The 23,615-nt window shown below is 64.9% G+C and carries 17 protein-coding genes and 1 pseudogene; 13 read left to right on the forward strand and 5 right to left on the reverse strand.

Annotation, left to right across the window (positions count from 1 at the left end; translation table 11 throughout):
• Positions 1 to 3: 3 nt before the first annotated feature.
• Positions 4 to 2,136, reverse strand: coding sequence for a 4-alpha-glucanotransferase (malQ, locus tag CHB96_RS10835; protein ID WP_089245910.1), 2,133 nt, complete (start codon positions 2,134 to 2,136; stop codon positions 4 to 6).
• Positions 2,137 to 2,480: 344 nt separating this feature from the next.
• On the opposite strand from malQ, the gene CHB96_RS10840 reads away from it, so the two are divergent.
• The 13 genes from CHB96_RS10840 to CHB96_RS10900 all read left to right on the forward strand — a co-directional run bounded on the left by CHB96_RS10840 (position 2,481) and on the right by CHB96_RS10900 (position 20,215).
• Positions 2,481 to 2,903: an ATP-binding protein gene (locus tag CHB96_RS10840; RefSeq protein WP_089245912.1), complete on the forward strand. Its 423-nt coding sequence runs from the start codon at positions 2,481 to 2,483 to the stop codon at positions 2,901 to 2,903.
• Positions 2,903 to 3,688: a SigB/SigF/SigG family RNA polymerase sigma factor gene (locus CHB96_RS10845; protein WP_089245914.1), complete on the forward strand. Its 786-nt coding sequence runs from the start codon at positions 2,903 to 2,905 to the stop codon at positions 3,686 to 3,688. The genes CHB96_RS10840 and CHB96_RS10845 overlap by 1 nt, the downstream gene beginning before the upstream one ends.
• 66 nt (positions 3,689 to 3,754) lie before the next feature.
• A complete protein-coding gene (locus tag CHB96_RS10850) occupies positions 3,755 to 5,755 on the forward strand; it encodes a S9 family peptidase (RefSeq protein ID WP_089245916.1) in 2,001 nt (666 codons plus the stop codon).
• Positions 5,756 to 5,796: 41 nt separating this feature from the next.
• A complete protein-coding gene (locus CHB96_RS10855) occupies positions 5,797 to 8,466 on the forward strand; it encodes a valine--tRNA ligase (RefSeq protein WP_089245918.1) in 2,670 nt (889 codons plus the stop codon).
• Complete coding sequence (folC, locus tag CHB96_RS10860; protein WP_089245920.1) at positions 8,466 to 9,905, forward strand: bifunctional tetrahydrofolate synthase/dihydrofolate synthase; 1,440 nt, start codon at positions 8,466 to 8,468, stop codon at positions 9,903 to 9,905. The genes CHB96_RS10855 and folC overlap by 1 nt, the downstream gene beginning before the upstream one ends.
• Entirely contained in the window at positions 9,902 to 10,309 is a 408-nt protein-coding gene (locus CHB96_RS10865) for a DUF4233 domain-containing protein (protein WP_089245922.1), read from the forward strand. The genes folC and CHB96_RS10865 overlap by 4 nt, the downstream gene beginning before the upstream one ends.
• Positions 10,310 to 10,348: 39 nt before the next feature.
• Positions 10,349 to 10,762 carry a nucleoside-diphosphate kinase gene (gene ndk, locus CHB96_RS10870; RefSeq protein ID WP_089245924.1) on the forward strand — a complete coding sequence of 138 codons (414 nt, stop codon included), beginning with the start codon at positions 10,349 to 10,351 and terminating at the stop codon, positions 10,760 to 10,762.
• 508 nt (positions 10,763 to 11,270) lie between these two features.
• Positions 11,271 to 14,762, forward strand: coding sequence for a translation initiation factor IF-2 N-terminal domain-containing protein (locus tag CHB96_RS10875; protein ID WP_089245926.1), 3,492 nt, complete (start codon positions 11,271 to 11,273; stop codon positions 14,760 to 14,762).
• Between the two features lie 235 nt (positions 14,763 to 14,997).
• Positions 14,998 to 15,309, forward strand: coding sequence for a 50S ribosomal protein L21 (gene rplU, locus CHB96_RS10880; protein ID WP_075839359.1), 312 nt, complete (start codon positions 14,998 to 15,000; stop codon positions 15,307 to 15,309).
• A gap of 67 nt (positions 15,310 to 15,376) precedes the next feature.
• Positions 15,377 to 15,640, forward strand: a complete 264-nt coding sequence (gene rpmA, locus CHB96_RS10885) for a 50S ribosomal protein L27 (protein WP_072802495.1) — start codon at positions 15,377 to 15,379, stop codon at positions 15,638 to 15,640.
• Between the two features lie 165 nt (positions 15,641 to 15,805).
• Positions 15,806 to 17,254, forward strand: coding sequence for a GTPase ObgE (gene obgE / locus CHB96_RS10890; RefSeq protein ID WP_089245928.1), 1,449 nt, complete (start codon positions 15,806 to 15,808; stop codon positions 17,252 to 17,254).
• Positions 17,255 to 17,260: 6 nt separating this feature from the next.
• Positions 17,261 to 18,391, forward strand: coding sequence for a glutamate 5-kinase (proB, locus tag CHB96_RS10895; RefSeq protein WP_089245930.1), 1,131 nt, complete (start codon positions 17,261 to 17,263; stop codon positions 18,389 to 18,391).
• 105 nt (positions 18,392 to 18,496) lie between these two features.
• Entirely contained in the window at positions 18,497 to 20,215 is a 1,719-nt protein-coding gene (locus CHB96_RS10900) for an MFS transporter (RefSeq protein ID WP_176444242.1), read from the forward strand.
• 3 nt (positions 20,216 to 20,218) lie between these two features.
• On the opposite strand, the gene CHB96_RS10905 is transcribed toward CHB96_RS10900, so the two are convergent.
• The 4 genes and pseudogenes from CHB96_RS10905 to ectA all read right to left on the reverse strand — a co-directional run.
• Positions 20,219 to 21,052 carry a Sir2 family NAD-dependent protein deacetylase gene (locus CHB96_RS10905; RefSeq protein WP_089246189.1) on the reverse strand — a complete coding sequence of 278 codons (834 nt, stop codon included), beginning with the start codon at positions 21,050 to 21,052 and terminating at the stop codon, positions 20,219 to 20,221.
• Between the two features lie 148 nt (positions 21,053 to 21,200).
• The gene (locus tag CHB96_RS10910; RefSeq protein ID WP_089245934.1) at positions 21,201 to 21,599 is read right to left on the reverse strand and encodes an ectoine synthase; all 399 of its coding nucleotides are present in this window, start codon (positions 21,597 to 21,599) and stop codon (positions 21,201 to 21,203) included.
• Between the two features lie 48 nt (positions 21,600 to 21,647).
• Positions 21,648 to 22,922 (reverse strand): diaminobutyrate--2-oxoglutarate transaminase, encoded by a 1,275-nt coding sequence (ectB, locus tag CHB96_RS10915; RefSeq protein ID WP_245865483.1) that lies wholly within the window; start codon positions 22,920 to 22,922, stop codon positions 21,648 to 21,650.
• A 48-nt stretch (positions 22,923 to 22,970) separates the two neighbouring features.
• Positions 22,971 to 23,471, reverse strand: a pseudogene (gene ectA, locus CHB96_RS30100) (diaminobutyrate acetyltransferase); the annotation flags it as partial.
• Positions 23,472 to 23,615 lie beyond the last annotated feature (144 nt).

The raw sequence follows: 23,615 nt of genomic DNA on the forward strand, positions 1-23,615 counted from the left end.
CGCCTACTGGCTGCGCAGTGCCTTCACGAGCGACACCAACCGCGGATGGTCGACGAGATCGTCGACCCAGACCGCCTTCTTATTGTCGTCGGCAAGCGGGACTTTCCAGTTCTCGTACTGGGTTTCGTCGGTTCCCGGCTGATTCTGGATGCGGTTCTCACCGACCGCGTCGACGAGCGCGATACCCAGCAGCACCGACGGGCTGCGTTGGATCAAGCGGTGCAATGCCTCGACGGTCTCTTGCTCCGACGCGTCGTCGGGCAACAGATCCCGCGCGCGGGCCAGATCGAGGACGGCTTCGCGAGCGGCGGTGTCCTTGGCGATCTCCTCGTCGAGGTCACGTTCGAGCAGTCCGAGCCTCGACCGGAGCGCGATGTGTTCACCGCGGAGGTACCCCGCCGTCGGGGGAAGGTCGTGCGTCGTCACCGATGTCAGGCACAGGCGTCGGTAGTTCTCCGGTGGGATCGGTGTCTCGCCGTCGTTCTCGAACCACAGGATCGACGTGCCGAACAGCCCACGTCCGCCGAGATACTCCTGGACAACTGGTTCGAAGACGCCCAGATCCTCGCCGACGACGACCGCACCGGCGCGTTCCGCCTCGAGGACGAGAATTCCGATGAGTGCCTCGTGGTCGTACGTGACGTACGCGCCGTCCGCTGCCGACGTCGATCCTTCGGGAATCCACCAGAGTCGAAACAGACCAAGGATGTGGTCGACGCGCACGCCACCCGCATGCCGCAGCACGGTGCGCAGCATGTCTCGGTACGGTGTGTACCCCAGCTCACGTAGCCGATCGGGATTCCACGGGGGCTGGTTCCAGTTCTGTCCCTGCTGGTTGAAGTTGTCCGGAGGCGCGCCGACGGTGACGCCCGAGACCAGCGCATCGCCGAGAGTCCATGCGTCGGCGCCGTGACGATGCACACCGACGGCCAGATCGTGGACGACCCCGATGTCCATGCCCGAATCGAGTGCGACGCGTTGCGCACGGGCGAGTTGGTCGTCGCATATCCATTGCAGCCACTTGTGGAAGTGGATGCGCTCGGCGAGCTGCTCGCGCTGGGCCGTCGCATAGTCGGTTCGTGGGTGCGCGGCGTGATCACGCCAGACGGCACTGTCGGGTCCGTGCTTCTCGGCGATCGCACACCACAGCGCGAAGTCGTCGAGCCCGGAACCCTCACGGGTGCAGAACGCGTCGAACTCTGCCTGCCGCGCCGCGGACCGCTCCACTCTGTGAATGCGTTTCAGTGCGCTCAGTTTGGCGCGGAACGTCGGGTCCCGATCGATACGGCGAGTTCCCTTGTCTGCCTTGATGAATCCCGCGGCGGATCGTCGGATCTTGGCGAACTTGTCAGGCGGCAGATACGAGGTCTCCTCGATGTCCTCGACGCGAATGTACATGGGATCGAAGAATCTTCGCGTCGTCGGCAGGTACGGCGACGCCTCCACCGGCGGGTTCGGTCGGCCCGCGTGCAACGGATTGACGAGCACGTAGTCGAAGCCGTGGACTCGGCCGGCGATCGATGTGAGGTCCGTCAGGTCGGCATAGTCGCCGACTCCCCACGACCGGTTCGATCGGAGTGAATACAGCTGTGTCAGAAGGCCGTTCCGCTGGCGGTCGGTGACCGAGTCGTTCGCCGTCGAACGCTGTGGCGTCACGGCGACCGGGCACTGCGACGTCGTGACCTCTCCGCGTCCGTGATCGCTCGACGCAGTCAGTGTGTGCCAGCCGATCGGAGCATGGGCGGGAATCTCGAATGTCGCTCGGCCGACGAGCGTCCCGTCGACCTCTCGTGGATCGATCCACACGTCGAGTTGCTCCAGGTCGAGTCGGACGCCGGATTCGGTGACGAGATGCACCGATAGCGGATCGCCATGGGGCACATGGACTTCGACGGTAGATGCGGTTCCTGCGACGGTCACGATCACCGGCGGCAACATCCTGCGCCACGGTGCGGTGTCGAGATCGGCAAGCGACTGCTCGACGGCGTCGCCGTCGTCGGCTGCGATACCGCGCGCCTCGAGAATCCTTCGAAGAGTGGCGTCGGACACGGAGTGTTCGACCTTGTCCCATCCTTGATACGACGCCCCGACGCCGCATCGACGGGCCAGTTCGCGCAGCTGCTCGGTGTAGTCCACACAGCGATCGTGCCAGCACCGGCGCCTGCCGTCACCTCGTACATCGGGGACGCGCCGGGGCCCTCGAATTCGTTACCGAATCGGGTCGGTCCGCCGGTTTCGGCGGGACTACGCTGGGGAACCAGCGTCCGCGTACCTGCCCCGGGTAACGGTCGCGGATGTCCCCGTCCAAGCCTCCCCCCGGTTCGGACGGGGACGTTTTTCTCCAACCCCCAGCCGCGGGTCCGCGGTTCCTCCATCCGCGCGGGATTGAACTGCGATCGCCTGGGTATCCTGGGTCCGGCCGCAACAGGGATGTTCGGCCATATGCACTTATGTGACACGCGAGACGATAGGGAGTGCGGATGACTGGCGTCGGCAGGATCGAAGAGCTGGAACGAAATTCCGGCGCGCCGGTCGAATTGCGGGTGATCGCCGACGCCGCTCAGCTTCCCGTCGTTCGCGCCGTTGCCGAAACGTTGGCCGTGCTGGCCGATTTCACACTCGACGACATCGCCGACATCAAGCTCGTCGTCGACGAGGTGTGTTCCGAACTGATCGCCGGTGCTGTGAACGGGGCAGAGTTGTCTTGTTCGTTCGTGGTGAGCGACGGTGGTATACGAATCGCGACGACATCGACGGTCGAACGCGACAAGTTGCCGAAGCAGGACAGCTTCGGGTGGCACGTTCTGCAGACGCTCACCGATTCCATTGCGCTGACCGGGCAGGACGTCGACGCCGGTCACGTCGTCGCCGTCGACGTCGTCAAGCGGAGGAGCACCCTCTAGTGCCTGCGCCGTACGAGAAGACTGCGCGGCGACAGTCGGACGATTACAAGGAAGTCGTACCCCTCATCCAGGAAATGCAGGCGCTCGACGAAGGCTCGCCGCAGCGTCAGGTCCTGAGGGATCGCATCATCACTCGGTGCTTGCCGCTGGCCGAGCACATCGCCCGACGCTTCGGTGGTCGCGGCGAGGCGCACGAGGATCTGCTGCAGGTGGCTCGTCTCGGGTTGGTCAACGCCGTCGACCGTTTCGACATCGAACGAGGTTCGGACTTCGTGTCGTTCGCGGTGCCGACCATCATGGGCGAAGCGCGACGGTACTTCCGCGATGCCGGGTGGTCGGTGCGTGTGCCGCGTCGTATGAAAGAACTCAACTCGATGATCTCCGGCGCGGTCGGCACGCTGTCGCAGAAGCTCGGCCGTGCTCCGACTGCGAGTGAGATCGCTGCGGAGTTGGGCATCGACGTGAAGGAAGCGTCCCAGGCTCTGTTGGCGCGCAGCGCGTATCAAACGGTGTCGGTCGATTCGGTCGTCAGCGACGATCGTCTTCCGTTGATGGACACTCTCGGCGACAACGACCCGGAACTGGAGAAGATGGAGAGTTACCTCACCGTCCGCCCGGCTCTGGAGAAGTTGCCCGAACGCGAGCGTCAGATCGTGATTCTGCGCTTCTTCGGGTCGATGACTCAGACGCAGATCGCGGAACGCATGGGTATCTCCCAGATGCATGTGTCTCGAATTCTGGCTCGAACACTGACGCAACTGCGTGAGGAGCTGGGTCCCAGCTGATGTCGGTGTGGCGTCGTAGGATCGATTCGGCCGAACACCGTCGAGATCCTTCAGGAGCGCCCACCAGTGTCAGGACCGGAATCAGCTCGACCCGGCGGAATTTTCGACGACCTGTCCCGGTACATCGGTGCGCCACGAGCGACCGATCTTGCGGTGGCCGATGACGGCGGACGCGTCGTAGTCGCGATCTCCGAACTCGACTCGGACAAGGCGTCCTATGTGGGTGCACTGTGGGAGGTCGATCCGTCCGGTCGGAGCGAGGCCCGTCGGCTGACGTTCGGTGAGACCGGGGCGAGTGGCCCGGTCTTCGACCCGTCGGGAGATCTGTATTTTCTGCGGCACGTGTCCAAGGACGAGAAGTCGTCGGCGATCTGGTCGCTGCCTGCGCTCGGCGGTGAGGCGCGGATCGTTGCCCGACGCGCCGCAGGATTCGCGGGCGTCCGTACCGCTGCGGGGCGCATCGTGGCGTCGTCGCACGTGTTTCCGTCGGCTACCACCGACGACGAGGACGAGCGGTTGCGCACCCTCCGCAAGGACGGCAAGGTCGACGCGATCCTGCATTCCGGCTATCCCGTCAGGTACTGGGATCACGACCTGGGACCTGCGACCCCGCATCTGTTCGCCGGTACGGCCGACGGCGACATGCGGCGCGTCACCGTGAACGCGGGAGGAGCGCTGCAGGAGGCGTCGTACGACGTCAGCCCGGACGGCACCTTCGTCGTCTCGACGTGGACCGTCCCCGGCGCGTTGGCCGTGTCGCGCACCGTTCTCGTCCGCATCGACGTGGAGTCGGGGGAGCGCACCGTGATCGTCGACGACGTCGACGCGGACTTCGGTTCGCCCGCGATCTCTCCTGACGGATCGAGCGTCGCGTTCGTTCGCGAGTCGGTGACGACCCCCGAAGAAGCGCCGCGAATGACGTTGCAGCAGTACATGTTCGATGACGCGGTGGTGTCGGACCTCGCGCCGGGATGGGATCGGTGGCCGAGAGAACCCGTATGGCTTCGCGACGGCAGCGGCGTCGTCGTCGTTGCCGACGACGACGGGCGCGCACCGATCTTCGTCGTGCGTGACGGGTCGGCCACGAAGCTCACCGCAACCGACTCGGCTTACACCCATGTGCAGACAGCGTCGGACGGGTCGGTGTTCGCGCTGGAGGCCTCGTACGATCGGCCGCCACATCCGGTACGCATCGACCTGTCGAGCGGCGACATTCGCCGGCTGCACCTCGCCGAGCCCCTGCCGGAGTTGCCGGGAAGGCTGACCGAGATCGAGACCCGCACCGAGGACGGCACCCGAGTGCGCGCGTGGCTCGCGCTGCCCGAGGATGCGTCGGACACCAACCGGGCGCCTCTGTTGCTATGGGTACACGGTGGACCGCTCGGATCGTGGAACACCTGGTCATGGCGATGGAACCCGTGGCTCATGGTCGCCAGGGGATACGCGGTGTTGCTGCCCGACCCGGCGCTGTCCACCGGCTACGGGCAGGACTTCGTTCAGCGCGGGTGGGGCCGATGGGGCAAGGAACCGTTCACCGACCTGATGGCCGTGACCGACGCCGCAGAACGACGACCCGACATCGATGCGTCGAGAACTGCCGCGATGGGCGGCTCGTTCGGCGGCTACATGGCCAACTGGATAGCCGGCCACACCGATCGATTCCGCGCGATCGTCACCCACGCGAGCCTGTGGGCTCTCGATCAGTTCGGGCCCACGACCGACGCGTCGTACTACTGGCAACGCGAAATGTCGCCCGAGATGGCCTTCGAGAATTCTCCGCATCTGTTCGTCGCCGACATCTCGACTCCGATGCTCGTCGTTCACGGCGACAAGGACTACCGAGTCCCCATCGGCGAGGGTCTGCGGCTCTGGTACGAGCTGCTCAGCGAATCGGGGCTGCCCGCCGACGACGAGGGCAGGACCGATCACCGGCTGCTGTACTTCCCGTCGGAGAACCACTGGGTTCTCTCGCCCCAGCACGCCAAGATCTGGTACGAGGTGGTGTTCGCGTTCCTGGCCGAGCACGTGCTGGGAGAGACCGTGGAGTTACCGGAGACCCTGGGCTAGGGGCTGTCGGTCCGGAATGGGCGGACCACTAGAATCGACCGGTGACCAGTTCAGCCTCAGAGCGCCCCGAGACCTCCGCCGACCAGCTGCCTAAAAGTTGGGACCCGAGTGAGGTGGAGGCGGAGCTGTATCAGGGCTGGGTCGATGCCGGTTACTTCGCCGCCGATCCGTCCAGCGGGAAGCCGCCGTACTCGATAGTGCTGCCGCCGCCGAACGTCACCGGCAGTCTGCACATGGGCCACGCCCTCGACCACACCCTGATGGACGCGCTGAGTCGCCGCAAGCGCATGCTCGGCTTCGAGGTGCTGTGGCTGCCGGGCATGGACCACGCAGGTATTGCGACGCAAACCGTCGTCGAGAAGCAGCTCGCTGCGGACGGGAAGACGAAGGAAGACTTCGGCCGCGAGCTCTTCATCGACAAGGTGTGGGACTGGAAGCGCGAATCCGGCGGCACGATCGGTGGCCAGATGCGCCGCATCGGCGACGGCGTCGACTGGAGTCGCGAGCGATTCACGATGGACGACGGGCTGTCCCGTGCCGTCCAGACGATCTTCAAGCGCATGTACGACGACGGTCTCATCTACCGTGCCGAGCGTCTCGTCAACTGGTCCCCGGTGCTGCAGACGGCGATCTCGGACATCGAGGTCAAGTTCGAGGACGTCGAGGGTGAGCTCGTCTCGCTTCGCTACGGTTCGCTGAACGACGACGAACCGCACGTGATCGTCGCGACGACGCGTGTCGAGACGATGCTCGGTGACACCGCCGTCGCCGTCCACCCGGACGACGAGCGCTACAAGGCCCTGATCGGAACGACGCTGGAGCATCCGTTCACCGGTCGGCAGATCCCGATCATCGCCGACGACTACGTCGACCCCGAGTTCGGTACCGGCGCAGTGAAGATCACGCCTGCCCACGACCCCAACGACTTCGAGATGGGCCTGCGTCACGATCTGCCGATGCCGACCATCATGGACAAGGCCGGCCGAATCGCCGACACCGGAACGGAATTCGACGGTCTCGACCGCTTCGAGGCCCGGGTCAAGGTGCGCGAGGCTCTGGCAGCACAGGGACGCGTCGTCGCCGAGAAGCGTCCGTACCTGCACAGCGTCGGGCACTCGGAGCGCAGTGGTGAGTCCATCGAGCCGCGTCTGTCGCTGCAATGGTGGGTCAAGGTCGACGGCCTCGCGAAAGCGGCCGGTGACGCAGTGCGTAACGGCGACACCGTGATTCACCCGGCCAGCCAGGAACCTCGCTGGTTCGCTTGGATCGACAACATGCACGACTGGTGCATCTCGCGTCAGCTGTGGTGGGGGCACCGCATCCCGATCTGGTACGGCCCCGACGGCGAGACCGTGTGCCTCGGTCCCGACGAGACGGCGCCCGAAGGCTGGGAGCAGGACCCCGACGTCCTCGACACGTGGTTCTCGTCCGGCCTGTGGCCGTTCTCGACGATGGGCTGGCCCGACGCGACCGAGGATCTCGCGAAGTTCTACCCAACATCCGTGCTGGTCACGGGCTACGACATCCTGTTCTTCTGGGTTGCCCGCATGATGATGTTCGGCACCTACGTCTCGGCCGACGAATCGGTGACAGCAGGTGAGAGCGGCGGCAAGGTCCCGTTCGAGGACATCTTCCTGCACGGTCTCGTGCGAGATCAGTTCGGCAAGAAGATGTCCAAGTCGCGCGGCAACGGCATCGACCCACTCGACTGGGTCGACCGTTTCGGCGCGGATGCGTTGCGGTTCACGCTCGCACGCGGTGCCAACCCGGGCGCGGACCTGTCCGTCGGCGAGGATCATGCGCAGTCGTCGCGGAACTTCGCCAACAAGCTGTTCAACGCAACGAAGTTCGCACTGATGAACGGCGCTGCGCCCGCGGCACTTCCGGATCGGGCCGAACTGACCGACGCGGACCGTTGGATTCTCGACCGGCTCGATCAGGTTCGCGCAGAGGTGGATACGGCCTTCGAGCGCTACGAGTTCAGCAAGGCATGCGAGGCGCTGTACCACTTCGCGTGGGACGAGGTGTGCGACTGGTACCTCGAGATCGCGAAGGTGCAATTCTCGGACGACGGCCACGCCGAATCGACCCGCGGCGTTCTCGGCAACGTTCTCGATGCTCTTCTGCGACTGCTGCATCCGGTCATCCCGTTCGTCACCGATACCTTGTGGAAGGTGCTGACGGGCGGCGAGTCCGTCGTCGTCGCATCGTGGCCAGAGGCTTCGAACGTCGAGTTGGATGTGCTTGCTGCACAACGTGTCTCCGACATGCAGAAGCTCATCACCGAGGTGCGACGATTCCGTAGCGACCAGGGGCTCAAGCCGTCGCAGAAGGTGGCCGCGAAGCTCGTCGGCATCGACGAAGCCGATCTCGTGGCTCAGGTCGCCGCGACGCGTGCGCTGGCCAAGCTCACCGAACCCGAGTCCGATTTCACTGCGACCGCCTCGGTCGAGGTGCGCCTGTCGAAGGCAACGGTCACGGTCGAACTCGACACGTCGGGAACCGTCGACCTCGTCGCCGAACGCGCGCGGCTGGTCAAGGATCTCGCCGCGGCCGAGAAGGAACTGGCCCAGACCACGGGCAAACTCGGCAACGAGGCTTTCCTGGCCAAGGCGCCCGACGCCGTCGTCGACAAGATTCGCAGTCGTCAGCAGATCGCCACCGAGGAGATCACGCGCATACAAGCACGTCTCGAAGCGATGGGTCAGTAGTGAACGAATTCGATTCGCCCACAAGCGCGTCCAAGCCTGGAGAGCCGAGCCCGGTCGACCTGGCCGAGTTGGCGCTCGTCGAAGCCGAACTCGACAAGCGTTGGCCCGAAACGAAGATCGAGCCGAGCACGGCCAGGATCGCCGCGCTGATGGACCTGCTCGGATCGCCGCAGAAGGCGTACCCGTCGATTCACGTTGCCGGGACCAACGGCAAGACGTCGGTGACGCGCATGATCGACGCGTTGCTCACCCACTTCCACCGTCGCACGGGACGGACGACGAGCCCCCATCTACAACTCGCGACCGAGCGAATCAGCATCGACGGCAAGCCGATCTCGCCGCGTCTGTACGTCGACACGTACAACGAGATCGCTCCGTTCGTGGAGATGATCGACGCGCAGTCGGAGGCCGCGGGCGGGCCTCGAATGAGCAAGTTCGAGGTGACGACGGCCATGGCCTTCGCCGCGTTCGCCGAGGCTCCCGTCGAGGTCGGAGTGATCGAGGTCGGTCTCGGCGGCAAATGGGACGCGACCAATGTCGTCGACGGCGAAGTCGCCGTGATCACGCCGATCGACATCGACCACGTCGAGTACCTCGGTAGCGATCTCGCCGGGATCGCCCGCGAGAAAGCTGGAATCATCAAGAAGGCGCCGGAACGGCTCGTGCCGCGCGACACCGTCGTGGTCGTCGCGGAGCAGAAGCCGGAAGTGGCCGACGTGCTTCTCCGTGCCGCCGTCGAGGCGGATGCAGCAGTTGCTCGGCAGGGCAGCGAATTTCGCGTTCTCGGTCGACGCGTCGCCGTGGGCGGACAGCAGCTGGAACTGCAAGGGCTGGGCGGTGTCTACACAGACATCTTCCTGCCGTTGCACGGAGAACATCAGGCGCACAACGCATCTCTCGCGCTTGCCGCCGTCGAGGCGTTCTTCGGCGCAGGTGCGGATCGGCAGCTCGACGAAGAGATCGTGCGTGCGGCATTTGCGTCGATCGTCAATCCCGGTCGGCTCGAACGAGTTCGCAATGCGCCGACGGTGTTTCTCGATGCCGCGCACAACCCGCACGGAGCTCGGGCGCTCGTCGCTGCCCTGTCCGCAGAGTTCGACTTCCGCAAGTTGGTCGGTGTCGTCAGTGTGATGGGGGACAAGGACGTCGATCAGATGCTGACCGTCCTCGAGCCTGTGTTCGACGAAATCGTCGTGACGCACAACGGTTCACCGAGGGCTATGGACGTCGAGGATCTGGCCAACATCGCCGTTGCGAAGTTCGGTGACGAACGCGTCGTCGTCGCACCGACGTTGCCTGACGCCCTGGAAACCGCGATCGGGCTGGCCGAAGAGGTGGCCGATCCGGGTGAAAGTGTCTCCGGTGCAGGTGTCGTCGTGACCGGCTCGGTCGTGACCGCTGGCGCGGCCAGGACATTGTTCGGAAAGGAACCGATATGAGCGACGACGGCAGCACCGAGCGATCCGGGTTCAAACCGCCGGCCAACGACCCGTGGAAAGGATTCCGCGGCGTCTGTTCGGGAACGTTGATCCTCGAAGCCATCGTGGTCCTGTTGGCGTTGCCCGTCGTCTCGACGGTCGGCGGTGGGCTCACCGTGTTCTCGACGCTGTACATCGTCGTACTGGCGATCCTGTTGATCCTCGCCCCTGGGGTGCAGGGGCGTCCTCAGGCGATGCAGATCAACCTCGTTCTCCAAGCTCTGGTGTTGGCCGGGGTGTTCATTCACCTGTCCATCGGCATCGTCGGCCTCATCTTCGGTGCCGTCTGGGTGTACCTGATCTATCTCCGTCGGGACATCACCCGTCGGATCGAGCGGGGCATGCTCTACGGACAGCGGGACTGACCGACCAGGTCGCGGTCGCGTCCACTACTGTCAACTGTCGTGACCGATCGCACCCTTGTACTGATCAAGCCCGACGGAGTTGCCCGCCGCTATGTGGGGGAGATTCTCGGCCGCGTGGAGAAGAAGGGACTGAGCATCGCAGCACTGGAGCTCAAGTCCGTTTCGCTCGAACTGGCGACCGCCCACTACGCCGAACACGAAGGCAAGCCGTTCTTCCCGGGACTGCTCGACTTCATCACGTCCGGTCCCGTGGTTGCCGCGGTGCTCGAAGGCCCGCGTGCCATCGCAGCATTCCGGCAGATCGCCGGCGGTACCGACCCGGTCGAGAAGGCGGTTCCTGGCACCATTCGTGGTGACCTCGCGCTGGACGGACAGCAGAACCTCGTGCACGGTTCGGACTCGGTCGAGTCGGCCGAACGCGAGATCAAGCTGTGGTTTCCCGAGCTGTCCTGACCGTCTCCGACGCCCGATCGAATCTCCGAGTCTCGTCCCGCCCGCCACGCCGCCGATGCAGTGATGATCGGTGGCGTGGCGGGTTCACTTAATACGGTGTGGGATACTCGTGATGGTTGCTTTCACAACACAGGCTTCATGAAGAATCGATCTACACCGCACGACAAGCTTTTCGCTCGACCCGGGGGCGGCGCACCAGTGGCGTTCTCGCGACAGCAACCGAATGACACCTGGGGTTCGATGCCCGTCATCGCTGCAGGACGCGTGAGCTTTCTTCTCACGTCGACTGCATGCTTGATGATCCGGCGCTCGGGCTCACAGGCGCCAGAGCCAGCCAGGCCCCGCGCCCGGCGCACCGATCACCACCGGTGACAGCGCACCAGACGCGGAGCGAGACCAATATCCGACGCCACGCCCGGCGCCGGTACACAAGGATTGCCCCCGCGTGGCCGCGTCACACCCACCAGAACGTCGAGGTGGACGCGCCCGGGGGCCCGAGGAGATTCAAGTGGCCGATCAAGCCCCGCCCGAAGATGTACAGGATTCGAACTCGGGAAGTGCAGCAGGTGACGATCCGTCGTCGGCCACTGAAACCCCGACCTTCCCCGACCGGCTGCGCGTTCACGCGCTGGCCAAGATCATCGGTGTCACCAGCAAGCAGGTGCTCGCCAAGCTCGGTGAACTCGGTATAGAGGCCAGGAGCGCGCAGTCGAGTCTCGGACGCGACGTCGCGACGACGGTGCATGCCGCCTTCACCGCTCCCGAGTCGGCACCCGAGCAGCCTTCCGCCGCCGATCCCATCGTCGCGGGACCGAACGTCACCGAACCGCTCGTCGACGGCCCCGCCGAGCCCGCGCAGCCCGAGGCTCCTGCCCCGGAGACGCAGTCCGCAGACGAGCCCAAGCCCGTAGATGTCGAGCCTGTAGTCGCCGAGCCTGTCGACGTCGAGCCTGTTGTCGCCGAGCCGACCCCGGCAGTCGAGCCGCCTGCCGAGGAATCCGCAGTCGACGAGTCTGCCGACGTGGTGTACGGCGCTGCAACCAAGCCTGAATCGACACCTGCGCGCCCGCAGTTCGGAACGCCGCTGTTCCTGCAGCCCGAGGTCGCCGCCGAGACGCCGCCCAAGCGTCGTCGAAGCCGTAAGGCAGCGGGCCCTGCCGAGGAGTCCGCACCGGTTGCGGACGCAGAAACCACCGCCCCGGAGACCAAGCCCGGCGCCTCGACCACCGAGGTCGAGACCGAACCCGCCGACGTCACTGCCGGCGTCGACACAGCTAGCGTCGACACAGCCGGCGCCGACACCGCGAGCGCGGATACTGCAGAGTCCGACACCAGCGACCAGAGCGACGACGGCGACGAGCAGTCGCAGCCGCGTCGTCGGCGTCGTGGACGTCGCGGTCGCGGTCGCGGTCGTGGCGAGCAGGGTGGTGACAACACCGGAGACGATTCCGACGACGAGTCGTCCAGTGAGGACGACAAGGCCGAGTCCGGCAAGTCGTCGGAAGACAAGGACACTTCGGACAAGACCGACGACGCGCAGACCACCGAGTCGGACGAGGCAGACAGCGAGGACAAGCCCTCGGGGGAGCGTCGTACGCGCCGTCGTCGTTCGCGGTCCGGGGACAAGGACGACACCGCCGAACAGGACAACGAGGCCGACTCGGACGGTGACAGTGAAGAGTCCTCTGCCGATGACGCATCGTCCGAGGACGACGACGAATCGGCCGACGGTTCGAGTCGTCGCCGCCGTCGTAGGCGTCGTCGCCGCAGTTCAGGGGAGTCGTCCGAGCCGGCATCCGCCGACGACGACCCGCCGAACACCGTCGTCCACGAACGCGAGCCTCGAAACAAGTCGCGCAGCAAGGACGAGGTCCAGGGCATCACCGGTTCGACCCGGCTCGAGGCCAAGCGCCAGCGCCGCCGTGACGGCCGTGACGCAGGCCGTCGCAGGCCCCCGATTCTGACGGAGTCGGAGTTCCTGGCCCGCCGTGAGTCGGTCGATCGTGTCATGGTCGTGCGGGAAAAGTCGTTCCCCGACCACGGCATCACCACTCAGGTCGCCGTCCTCGAAGACGGTGTCCTGGTGGAGCACTTCGTGACCAGCAGCGCCTCGGCGTCGATGGTCGGCAACGTCTACCTCGGCCGCGTTCAGAACGTGCTGCCGAGCATGGAGGCCGCCTTCATCGACATCGGTCGCGGCCGTAACGGTGTTCTGTATGCAGGTGAGGTCAACTGGGATGCAGCAGGTCTCGGCGGAAACTCGCGAAAGATCGAGCAGGCCCTCAAGCCGGGCGATCAGGTGCTCGTCCAGGTCAGCAAGGACCCGGTCGGCCACAAGGGCGCACGCCTGACGACACAGTTGTCGTTGGCGGGGCGCTACCTGGTCTATGTGCCGGGTGGTAGCTCCACCGGCATCAGCCGCAAGCTCCCCGACACCGAACGTAAGCGGCTCAAGGAAATCCTCCGCGAGATCGTGCCCGCCGAGGCCGGAGTCATCATTCGCACGGCCGCCGAAGGCGTCAGCGAAGAAGAGTTGGCGCGTGACGTCGCACGCCTGCAGGCGCAGTGGGCCAGCATCGAAGAGGCATCGGCAAAGGCGGAGTCCAGCAAGGGGAGCCAGCCGCAGACTCTGTACGAAGAGCCTGATCTGCTGGTCAAGGTCATTCGCGATCTCTTCAACGAGGACTTCGTCAAGCTCGTGATCGAGGGCGACAAGGCGTGGCAGACCACGTCGTCGTACATCGAGACGGTCGCAGCCGACATGCTGCCGAAGCTTCACAGGCATGTCGCCGAGCCCGGCCAGCCCGACGTCTTCGAAGCTCATCGGATCGACGAACAACTCGCCAAGGCGCTCGACCGCAAGGTGTGGCTGCCGTCCGGCGGCACGCTCGTGATCGACCGCACCGAGGCGATGACCGTCGTCGACGTCAACACCGGGAAGTTCACCGGTGCAGGCGGCAATCTCGAGGAGACGGTGACCAGGAACAACCTGGAGGCCGCCGAAGAAGTCGTCCGCCAGATGCGTCTGCGCGACATCGGCGGCATGATCGTCGTCGACTTCATCGACATGGTGCTCGAATCGAACCGCGACCTGGTGCTTCGTCGACTCACCGAGGCGCTCGGACGTGACCGAACGCGTCACCAGGTGTCCGAGGTGACGTCACTCGGCCTCGTGCAGATGACACGCAAGAAGCTCGGCACCGGGCTGGTCGAGGCATTCTCGACGACGTGTGAACACTGCCAGGGCCGTGGCATCGTCGTGCATCCCTTCCCGGTCGAAGCCAAGGTCGAGAACGACTCGCGATCGAACTCCTCACGCGGCGAGTCCGGTTCGCAACGTAAGCGTCGTGGCCGGGACAAGTCCGACAACCAGAACCAGAACGCGCCCGAACCGCAGCCCGAGCAGCACGCCGTCGATCCGTCGGTGAAGCGGGCGCACCCGGTCGCCCTGGCGATGGCGGCTCATCACGACGAGGTCGTCGCCGACGTGACGCCTGCGGATGTCGTCGACAAGTCCGAGGATGCGTCGGGCACCACGACCGAAGTGATCGATGCGACCGACGTGGCCGCGGCACAGGGCGAATCGGTGGAGGTGGTCTCGAAGGCGTCCCACGACGCCCCGTCCGAGCCGGACGTCGCCGCGGCACCTGTCGTCGAAGACCAGGCAGCCGAGGAAGAACCGAAGCGTGAAGTTCCGGTCGCCGACGCTGTAGCGGCTGTGGACGAACCGGCTGCAGAGCCGGTGGTGAAGGCGCGACGGGGTAGGAGAGTGGCCCGCAAGGCTGCGGCTCCGACGACGGAAGCGCCCGATGCCGGAACGGTATTCGTGATTCCGGCCACGCACGTGGAACCGGATGCGTCGGCTTCGCAGCCCGTCGAGACGCCGCAGTCGGTACCGGATACAGCGTCGATCGCCGATTCGGCAGCCGATCTGCCCGTTCGGAAGCCTCGTCGTCGCAGGGCTGCGGCTCGGCCCGCGGGTCCTCCCGTCGACGCATAGCACGATGGCAGACGGGCGGTTTGACCATGACCGCCCGTCTGCCGTAACCTTGATAAGTCGCTCCTGGTGACACTGTTCTGCTGTGCCTTGGTTCGAGTTCTTCGGAGCCGACGAGGCCGTGCGGACGTCATCCTGGGGAGCAGAAACAAGCTAGACCAGTCAAAGCAAGATCAGACCAGTCGTGTTGCCCTGCGGTAGCGCGAGCAAGTTCGAAGAAGCAAGGGGTAGCCCTCCGATGGCAACGTACGCGATCGTCAAGACCGGCGGAAAGCAGTACAAGGTCGCTGTTGGTGACCTCGTCAAGGTCGAGAAGATCGAGGGAGCGCCCGGCACTGCTGTCTCGCTTGCTCCGGTCCTCGTCGTAGACGGATCCGACCTGACCACCGACGCCGACAAGCTGGCGAAAATCTCGGTCACCGGTGAGGTCGTCGAGCACACCAAGGGCCCGAAGATCCGCATCCACAAGTTCAAGAACAAGACCGGCTACCACAAGCGTCAGGGACACAGGCAGAAGCTGACCGTCCTCAAGGTCACCGGTATCAAGTAACCAGTTCTTTCACAGCCGGTTTCGCGTTCGGAGCTGGCGGCTTTCTTACCCGAGGAGGGTTTGCAACATGGCACATAAGAAGGGTGCATCCAGCTCCCGTAACGGTCGCGATTCGAATGCACAGCGCCTCGGCGTGAAGCGTTTCGGCGGCCAGACGGTCAGCGCAGGCGAGATCCTGGTTCGTCAGCGCGGCACGCACTTCCACCCCGGCGTCAACGTCGGCCGTGGCGGCGACGACACGCTGTTCGCTCTGTCCGCAGGCGCAGTGGAGTTCGGCGCCAAGCGTGGACGCAAGACCGTGAACATCGTTCCGGTCGCAGTCGAGGCCTAAGTCTCCGCTGCATCATCTGCGTCGGTCGTTCTCGAAGAGAGAAGTTCCGACGCGCCCAGCTCGACGACAAGGGCGGACCAGGGTCTTGACACCCGGTCCGCCCTTATCGTGTTTGTGGAGGGCGAATAATTCGGTCCGAGGACCGAGGAAGGATCGAGGGCAGCTATGTCGCGATTCATCGACCGCGTGGTGTTGCACGTCACTGCGGGTAAAGGCGGCAACGGCTGCGCTTCCGTCCATCGAGAGAAGTTCAAGCCGTTGGGTGGTCCCGACGGCGGCAACGGTGGTCGCGGTGGCGACGTCGTCTTCGTCGTCGACCGGAGCGTGCACACGTTGCTCGACTTCCACTTCCATTCGCATGCCAAGGCCACCAACGGAACTCAGGGCATGGGCGCCAACCGGCAGGGGTCGGACGGCGAAGACCTGATTCTGAAGGTTCCCGATGGCACCGTCGTGCTCGACAAAGACGGTCGCATTCTCGCCGACATGGTCGGTGAGGGAACGCGTTTCGACGCAGCAAGCGGTGGCCGCGGCGGTCTCGGCAATGCAGCTCTGTCCTCGAAGGCCCGCAAGGCCCCGGGTTTTGCGCTCCTCGGCGAGGAAGGTATCGAACGCGACCTCGTCCTCGAACTGAAGTCGGTCGCCGACGTCGGACTGGTCGGATTCCCGTCGGCGGGCAAGTCGTCGCTCGTGTCGGTGCTGTCCGCAGCCAAGCCGAAGATCGCCGACTACCCTTTCACGACCCTCGTGCCGAACCTCGGTGTCGTGTCCAGCGGTGAGACGACCTACACCGTTGCCGATGTTCCCGGGCTGATTCCGGGTGCGAGCGACGGCAGGGGTCTCGGCCTGGAATTCCTGCGGCACCTCGAGCGGTGTGCTGTGCTCGCGCACGTCGTCGACTGCGCCACCCTCGATCCCGGTCGCGACCCGATCTCCGACGTCGACGCGCTCGAGGCGGAACTCGCCGCGTACAAGCCGGCTCTGTCCGGTGACGCGAGTCTGGGAGATCTCGCGGATCGCCCACGCATCGTCGTGCTGAACAAGGCTGACGTTCCGGAAGCCGCCGAACTCGCCGAGATGGTCACACCGGAGTTCGAGGCTCGGGGTTGGCCCGTGTTCACCATCTCGGCGGTCAGCCGAGAAGGGTTGAAGCCGTTGATGTTCGCCCTCGGAAAGATGGTCGAGGACTACCGCGTCGCGCATCCGCCCGCGGAGCCGCGTCGTCCCGTCATTCGGCCGGTCGCCCGTAACGAGGAGGGCTTCCAGGTCGTCAAGGATCCCGATGTGCCCGGTGGCTTCATCGTTCTGGGCACGCGCCCCGAGCGGTGGGTCGCGCAGACGCAGTTCAGCAACGACGAAGCCGTCGGCTACCTCGCCGACCGCCTGGCCCGCCTCGGCGTCGAAGATGCACTCATCAAGATGGGCGCCGAGCCCGGTGCTTCGGTCACGATCGCCGATGTCTCGTTCGACTGGGAGCCGCAGACTCCGGCAGGCGTCGAGGTCACCCGCACGGGCCGCGGCACCGATGCACGACTGGACCAGGTCGAGCGCATCGGCGCCGACGAGCGCAAGCATGCACGTCGAGTCCGACGCGGACTCGACACCGAAGAGTGAGGAAACGTGGCGGCTGAATTCGAGTCCGATGTGGTCGTCTCCGAAACCAGGACGAGCGTCGCCGACGCCAAGCGAATCGTCGTCAAGATCGGTTCCTCGGCGCTGACGTCGCTCGTCGGCGGTCTCGACACGGACCGTCTCGACCGACTTGCCGACGCCGTCGAGGCGCGGATGCGCGGTGGCACGGACGTCGTCGTGGTGTCGTCGGGAGCGATCGGCGCGGGTATCGCACCGCTCGGATTGACCAAGCGCCCACAGGATCTCGCGACGAAGCAGGCTGCCGCGAGCGTCGGGCAGCTGGCGCTCGCTCACGCGTGGGGCACGTCGTTCGCGCGGTACGGGCGAACCGTCGGGCAGGTGTTGCTGACGGCCGAGGACATCGCGCGGCGCACCAATCACCGCAACGCGCAACGGACGCTCGATCGTCTTCGCTCGTTGGGGGCTGTGGCCATCGTCAACGAGAACGACACGGTCGCGACGGCCGAGATCCGGTTCGGCGACAACGACCGACTGGCTGCTCTCGTCGCGCACCTCGTCGGTGCGGACGCGCTGGTTCTGCTGTCCGACGTCCCAGGTCTGTACGACGGTGATCCGCGCAAAGGCCACGCGACGCTCATCCCCGAGGTCGCGAGTCCGGAGGATCTCGACGGTGTCGTCGCAGGGTCCGGAGGTGCGCTCGGTACGGGCGGTATGGCCTCCAAGCTGTCCGCTGCGCGCCTGGCCGCCGACGCCGGTGTTCCCGTGTTGCTCGCGGCTGCGAGCGATGCGGACGCAGCACTCACGACGGCGCGCGTCGGAACGGCGTTCGCGGCGCGTCCGACGCGATTGTCCGCGCGGAGGTTCTGGGTGCGGCATGCGGCCGACGTCGCGGGCGACCTACACCTCGACACAGGTGCGGTGCGTGCCGTCGTCGACAAGCGTCGTTCGTTGCTGTCGGCGGGCATCACCGGACTGTCGGGCCAGTTCTACGGAGGCGACGTCGTCTCGCTGCGTGGCCCGGACGGGCAGCTCGTCGCCCGTGGAGTAGTCGCGTACGACGCGTCCGAGCTGACCGGAATGCTCGGCAAGTCCAGCGGTGAGTTGACGCCGGAGCTGCAGCGTCCCGTCGTTCACGCCGACGACCTGGTACCCGCCTGAGCCCGTCATAACGGACAAAGCGGTCCGTTGTTGCTCACGGTGTTGCGGCCGCTCGGCTTTCGCAGTTCGATGGACATCTGTGCATCGAGGGCGGGAGCGGACGACATGGCTCGTACGGGAACGGATCGAGACGTACCGAACACCGAGACGCGCGACGACGCGGTGTTCCGACGTCGGTGGCTGATTCTCGCGGTGATGGTCATCTGCCTGTTGGTCGTCATTCTCGACAACACGATCCTGAACGTGGCGCTCAAGACCATCCAGGCCGATCTCGACGCGTCGCAGAGCGCAATGCAATGGGCGGTGGACAGCTACGCCGTCGTGTTCGCCGGGTTGCTGATCCTGTGGGGTGTCACCGGTGACCGGATCGGGCGCAAACGAACCCTGATCATCGGAATGGTGGCGTTCGGCGTCACGTCGGCGTTGTGCTCCACGGCGGATTCGTCGACCGAACTGATCGTCTATCGCGCCCTCATGGGTATCGGAGCGGCGGCCGTTCAGCCGCAGACGCTGTCGATCATCCAGAACGTCTTCGAACCGGACGAGCGACCCAAGGCGATCGGGATCTGGGCGGCCGCGTCGGGCATCGCAATTGCGTTGGGGCCCATCACCGGTGGTGCGCTGCTCGAATTCTTCTGGTGGGGATCGGTGTTCTTGGTCAACGTTCCGATCGTCATCGTCGGCGTCGCGCTGATCTTCCTGCTCGTGCCGGAATCCAAGGATCCGAATCCCGGCAAGATCGACCCGTTCGGTGTCGTGCTGTCCATCGTTGCGCTCGTGGTGTTGGTGTTCGGAATCATCGAGGGCGGCAACACGAACGACTGGCTGCAGTGGCGATCGCTCGGTGCGATAGTGCTCGGTCTGCTGCTGCTCACGCTGTTCGTCGTGTTGGAAAAGCGCAGTGCGCACCCGACGATCGACGTCACGCTGTTCAAGAACCGGCAGTTCTCGGCGGGCACCATTTCGATTGCGCTGGTGTTCTTTTCGCTGATGGGTGCGACGTTCTATCTCGCGTACTATCTGCAGGCAGTCCGCGGCTACACTCCGCTCGCGGCCGGTGTCGCGCTCATCGCCGTGGCAGCGGGCGTCATGATCTCGGCGAGCCAGGCGGCGAGGTTGTCCGAACGCTTCGGTGCGCGGTACGTCGCCGGCAGTGGGCTGACTCTGTTCGCGCTCGCGATGCTGTCCTACGCGTTGGTGGGGGAGACGACACCGCAATGGATCGTCGAGGCTCAGATGTTCGTGCTCGGTTCGGGTATGGGCTTGACCATGACGCCCGCGACGAACGCGATCATGGGCGCGGTTCCGCGAGAGAAGGCGGGTGCAGGCTCGGCCGTCAACAACACCGTCCGTCAGGTGGCCGGTGCGCTCGGTGTGGCGATCCTGGGATCGCTGTTGGCCGTTGCATTCCGTGGTGACCTCGGCCCGGACACTCCGGCCACGCTCGCGGCGACTCTCGATCAGCCCGCTGCGGTCGTCTCGCAGCTACCTGCCGACGCCCAGGTGACTCCGCTCGTCACATCCGATGCAAGCGAATCCATCGGCGGTGCACTGGAATTCGCGGGGAGCGCTGCGTCTGCGCTACAGACGCGAGGCATGCTACCGCAGGCGGCGCAGGTGCCCGAGAACGTGCGCGCGGAACAGAAGCAGACGGCGGAAGCAGAGATCACCACCTTCGTGGCGGAGTCGAAATCGGCGTTCGTTCACGGCATGCACGTCGCGTCGATCGCTGCGGCTGCCAGTGCGTTCCTCGGAGCCGTCGCGGCCTTCACGTTGCTTCCCGGTCGAATCGAGATCGACGACGACACCGCGCCTGCGGTCTGATCGTCAGGTCGGGAGTGCGTCGACCAGCGCTGCCAGCGTCTCCGAGCATCCGGCGTGTGAGGTGACGTGTGCGAACTCGTCACCTCGGGTGGCCCCACGATTGACGATGACGATGGGAATGCCCGCCTTGGCGGCGCGTCGAACGAACCGCAGCCCGGACATGACTGTCAGTGACGAACCGAGCACGAGGAGAGCCTCGCTGTGGTCTACCAGGTCGAACGCCTCGGCCACCCGCGGCTTGGGCACGCTCTCGCCGAAGTACACGATGTCGGGCTTCAGAACGCCACCGCAGTACGCGCAGTCGACCATCCGGAAGTGTGCGGTGCTGGTGATGACGGCGTCCGCGTCGGGGGCGATCTCGACGCCCTCCGCCGGTGCGACACTCTCCAGAAAGCCTGGATTGAGCTCGTCGAGACGCTTCGCCAGCGTGAACCGAGACTCGAGACGCTCGCAGGCCAGGCATCGGACCCGGGCGTAGACCCCGTGCAGATCCACGACGCGGCGGCTGCCTGCCTTGGTGTGCAGCATGTCGACGTTCTGTGTGATGACGCCGGACACGATGCCTCGACGCTCCAGTTCCGCCAGACTGCGATGGCCGGCATTCGGGCGCGCCGCGTCCATGTGGCGCCACCCCACGTGGTTACGGGCCCAGTAATGGCGTCGGAACTCGTCGTCGCCGACGAACTGCTGATAGGTCATCGGATTGCGCGGAGGGGAGTCCGGTCCGCGGTAGTCGGGGATGCCCGAGTCGGTCGACATTCCGGCGCCGGTGACAACGGCGACCGATTTACCGGAGAGCGCCTCGACGACCTGATCGAGCCGCGCGTCGGAGACGATGCCCGATGTTCCAGAAGTCGACACGACATCCAGGGTAGCGCTCACGCCCGACACCGTGATCCGACCTGCACACAGACCTGCGCCCCGCTCGACCGATGCCTTGTCAGGCGTTGGACGGTCGAGCGGGGCGCAGGTGTGGTGGAACTGATCAGGCAGGTACCTCGACGAGGGGGTACACACCGTTCTCGTCGTGAGTCTCGTTGCCGACTACAGGGGGATTGAACACACACAACATGCGCATCTGAGTGCGTGGCTCGACCGTGTGACGCTCGTTGCCGTTGAGGAGGTACATCGAACCCGGTCCGAGTTCGTACGTCTCACCGGTCTCGCGGTCGGTCAACGTGCCTTCACCCTCGATGAGCCATACGGCCTCGACGTGGTTGGCGTAGTGGAAGTTGTTCACCGTGCCGGCCTTGATGGTGGTCTCGTGGAACGAGAATCCGACCCGATCGCCGCCGAGGATGATTCGCTTGCTGCGCCACTGCCCGTCTTCGCTCTGGATGTCGCGATCGGTGCCGGTGATTTCTTCGGTGGAACGAACGATCATGAGTGATCTCCCTTCAGCTGATGAGGTCTACGACGTACGAAAAGTGGCTCAGGAGCACACTTTTGCGGTCGCACCTTCGATGATGTCGAGTCCGCGGTCCAGCTCTTCGATGGTGGTGGTCAGCGGCGGAAGCAGCTTGACGACCTCGTCGGACGGTCCGGCGGTCTCGACGAGCAAGCCCTCGTCGTAGCAGAGCTGCGCGACCTTGCCTGCCATCTCCGGCTCGTCGAACGCCAGAGCCTGGACCATTCCTCGGCCTCGCGTGGACACGCCGTCGAACTTGGCGCACAGTTTGATGAACCGGTCCTGGATGTGCTCACCCTTGGCGAGAACTTCCTTTTCGAACGTGTCGTCGGACCAGTAGGTGTCGATAGCAGCCTTGGACGTGACGAACGACGGGTTGAATCCGCGGAACGTTCCGTTGTGCTCACCGGGTGCCCACACGTCGAGTTCGGGCTTGAACAGAGTCAGAGCCATCGGCATTCCGTATCCGCCGATCGACTTCGACAGCGTCACGATGTCCGGCGTGATTCCAGCCTCCTCGAAGGAGAAGAACTGGCCGGTGCGTCCGCAGCCCATCTGCACGTCGTCGACGATCAGCAGGATGTCGCGGCGCGAGCACAGGTCGGCCAAGGCGCGCAACCACTCCGGGCGTGCGACATTGATGCCGCCCTCACCCTGGATGGTCTCGACGATGACGGCCGCCGGACGATTGAAACCACTGCCCGAGTCGTCGAGCACGCGCTCGAACCACTGGAAGTCCTCGGTGACACCGCCGAAGTAGTTGTCGTACGGCATAGGGGTGGTGTGTACCAACGGGATTCCGGCGCCAGCTCGCTTCATCGAGTTGCCGGTGACCGACAACGCGCCGAGTGTCATGCCGTGGAAAGCATTGGTGAAGTTGATGATCGACTCGCGGCCCGTCACCTTACGAGCAAGCTTGAGAGCCGCCTCGACGGTGTTGGCGCCTGTGGGGCCGGGGAACTGAACCTTGTAGTCCAGGCCGCGCGGATCGAGGATGTTCTTCTTGAACGACTCGAGGAACTCACGCTTCGCGACGGTCGACATGTCGAGTCCGTGGGTGATTCCGTCGTTCTGGATGTAGTCGACCAAGGCACCCTTGAGGATGTCGTTGTTGTGGCCGTAGTTCAATGCGCCTGCGCCACCGAAGAAGTCGAGGTACTCACGGCCGTTCTCGTCCACGAGGGTCGAGTTCTTCGCGGTCGCGAACACGGCCGGCCACTGGCGGCTGTAGCTGCGGACTGCGGACTCGACGGTCTCGAAGACGTCGGGCTTCTCTGTGGTGGTCTGCTTCTCGGTCATGTTCTGCTTGTTCCTTTCGTTTGTGCGCACTGCGGCAGGGCCTACTGTGTAGAGCTCTTCTGCCTCGTGGCTATCAGGGAAATCGTTGGGCGCGAACAAATCTGATTTTTCGATATCGGTCCCACGCGTACGAGCGAGGGCTGTGAACAGCGCGATCGACGCTTCGTTGTCGGGGCTGATCGTGGTTTCCAGATGCGTGATGCCCTGCGGCGTCAGGCGATCCAGCAATTCGTTCAGCATTCGACCTGCCAGGCCCTTGCCCCGCTGATCGGCATCGACTGCCACCTGCCACACGAAAAACGTTGTGGGGGAGTCCTGCCGGATGTAGCCGGTGACGAAACCTACTGCGCGACCGTCGACATCGGATACCACCGAGGTGGCTGCAAAGTCTCTGCACCACAGGACGTATGCGTAGCTCGAGTTGAGGTCGAGCACCCTTGAATCTCTTGCGATCTCCCAGAGCCGGACTCCGTCGGAAACCTTTGGACTACGAAACTTCACTGCGTCCGGCGCAGTGACTGGGGTTGTTCTCAGCTGTGCGGGCTTCATAGGAAATACAAACGTAACAAGGTGCCCTTGGCTTTTCACGTACCTGCCGAAATTGCTGCTCGAAACACCTGCCTTCGCGCAGGTGAAGCAGCAATTGTGATGCTGGTCACAATCATTGTTTGTGGGGTAACGGCGACGGGATTC

This window comes from Rhodococcoides kyotonense (genome assembly GCF_900188125.1).
GTDB classification, from domain to species: domain Bacteria; phylum Actinomycetota; class Actinomycetes; order Mycobacteriales; family Mycobacteriaceae; genus Rhodococcoides; species Rhodococcoides kyotonense.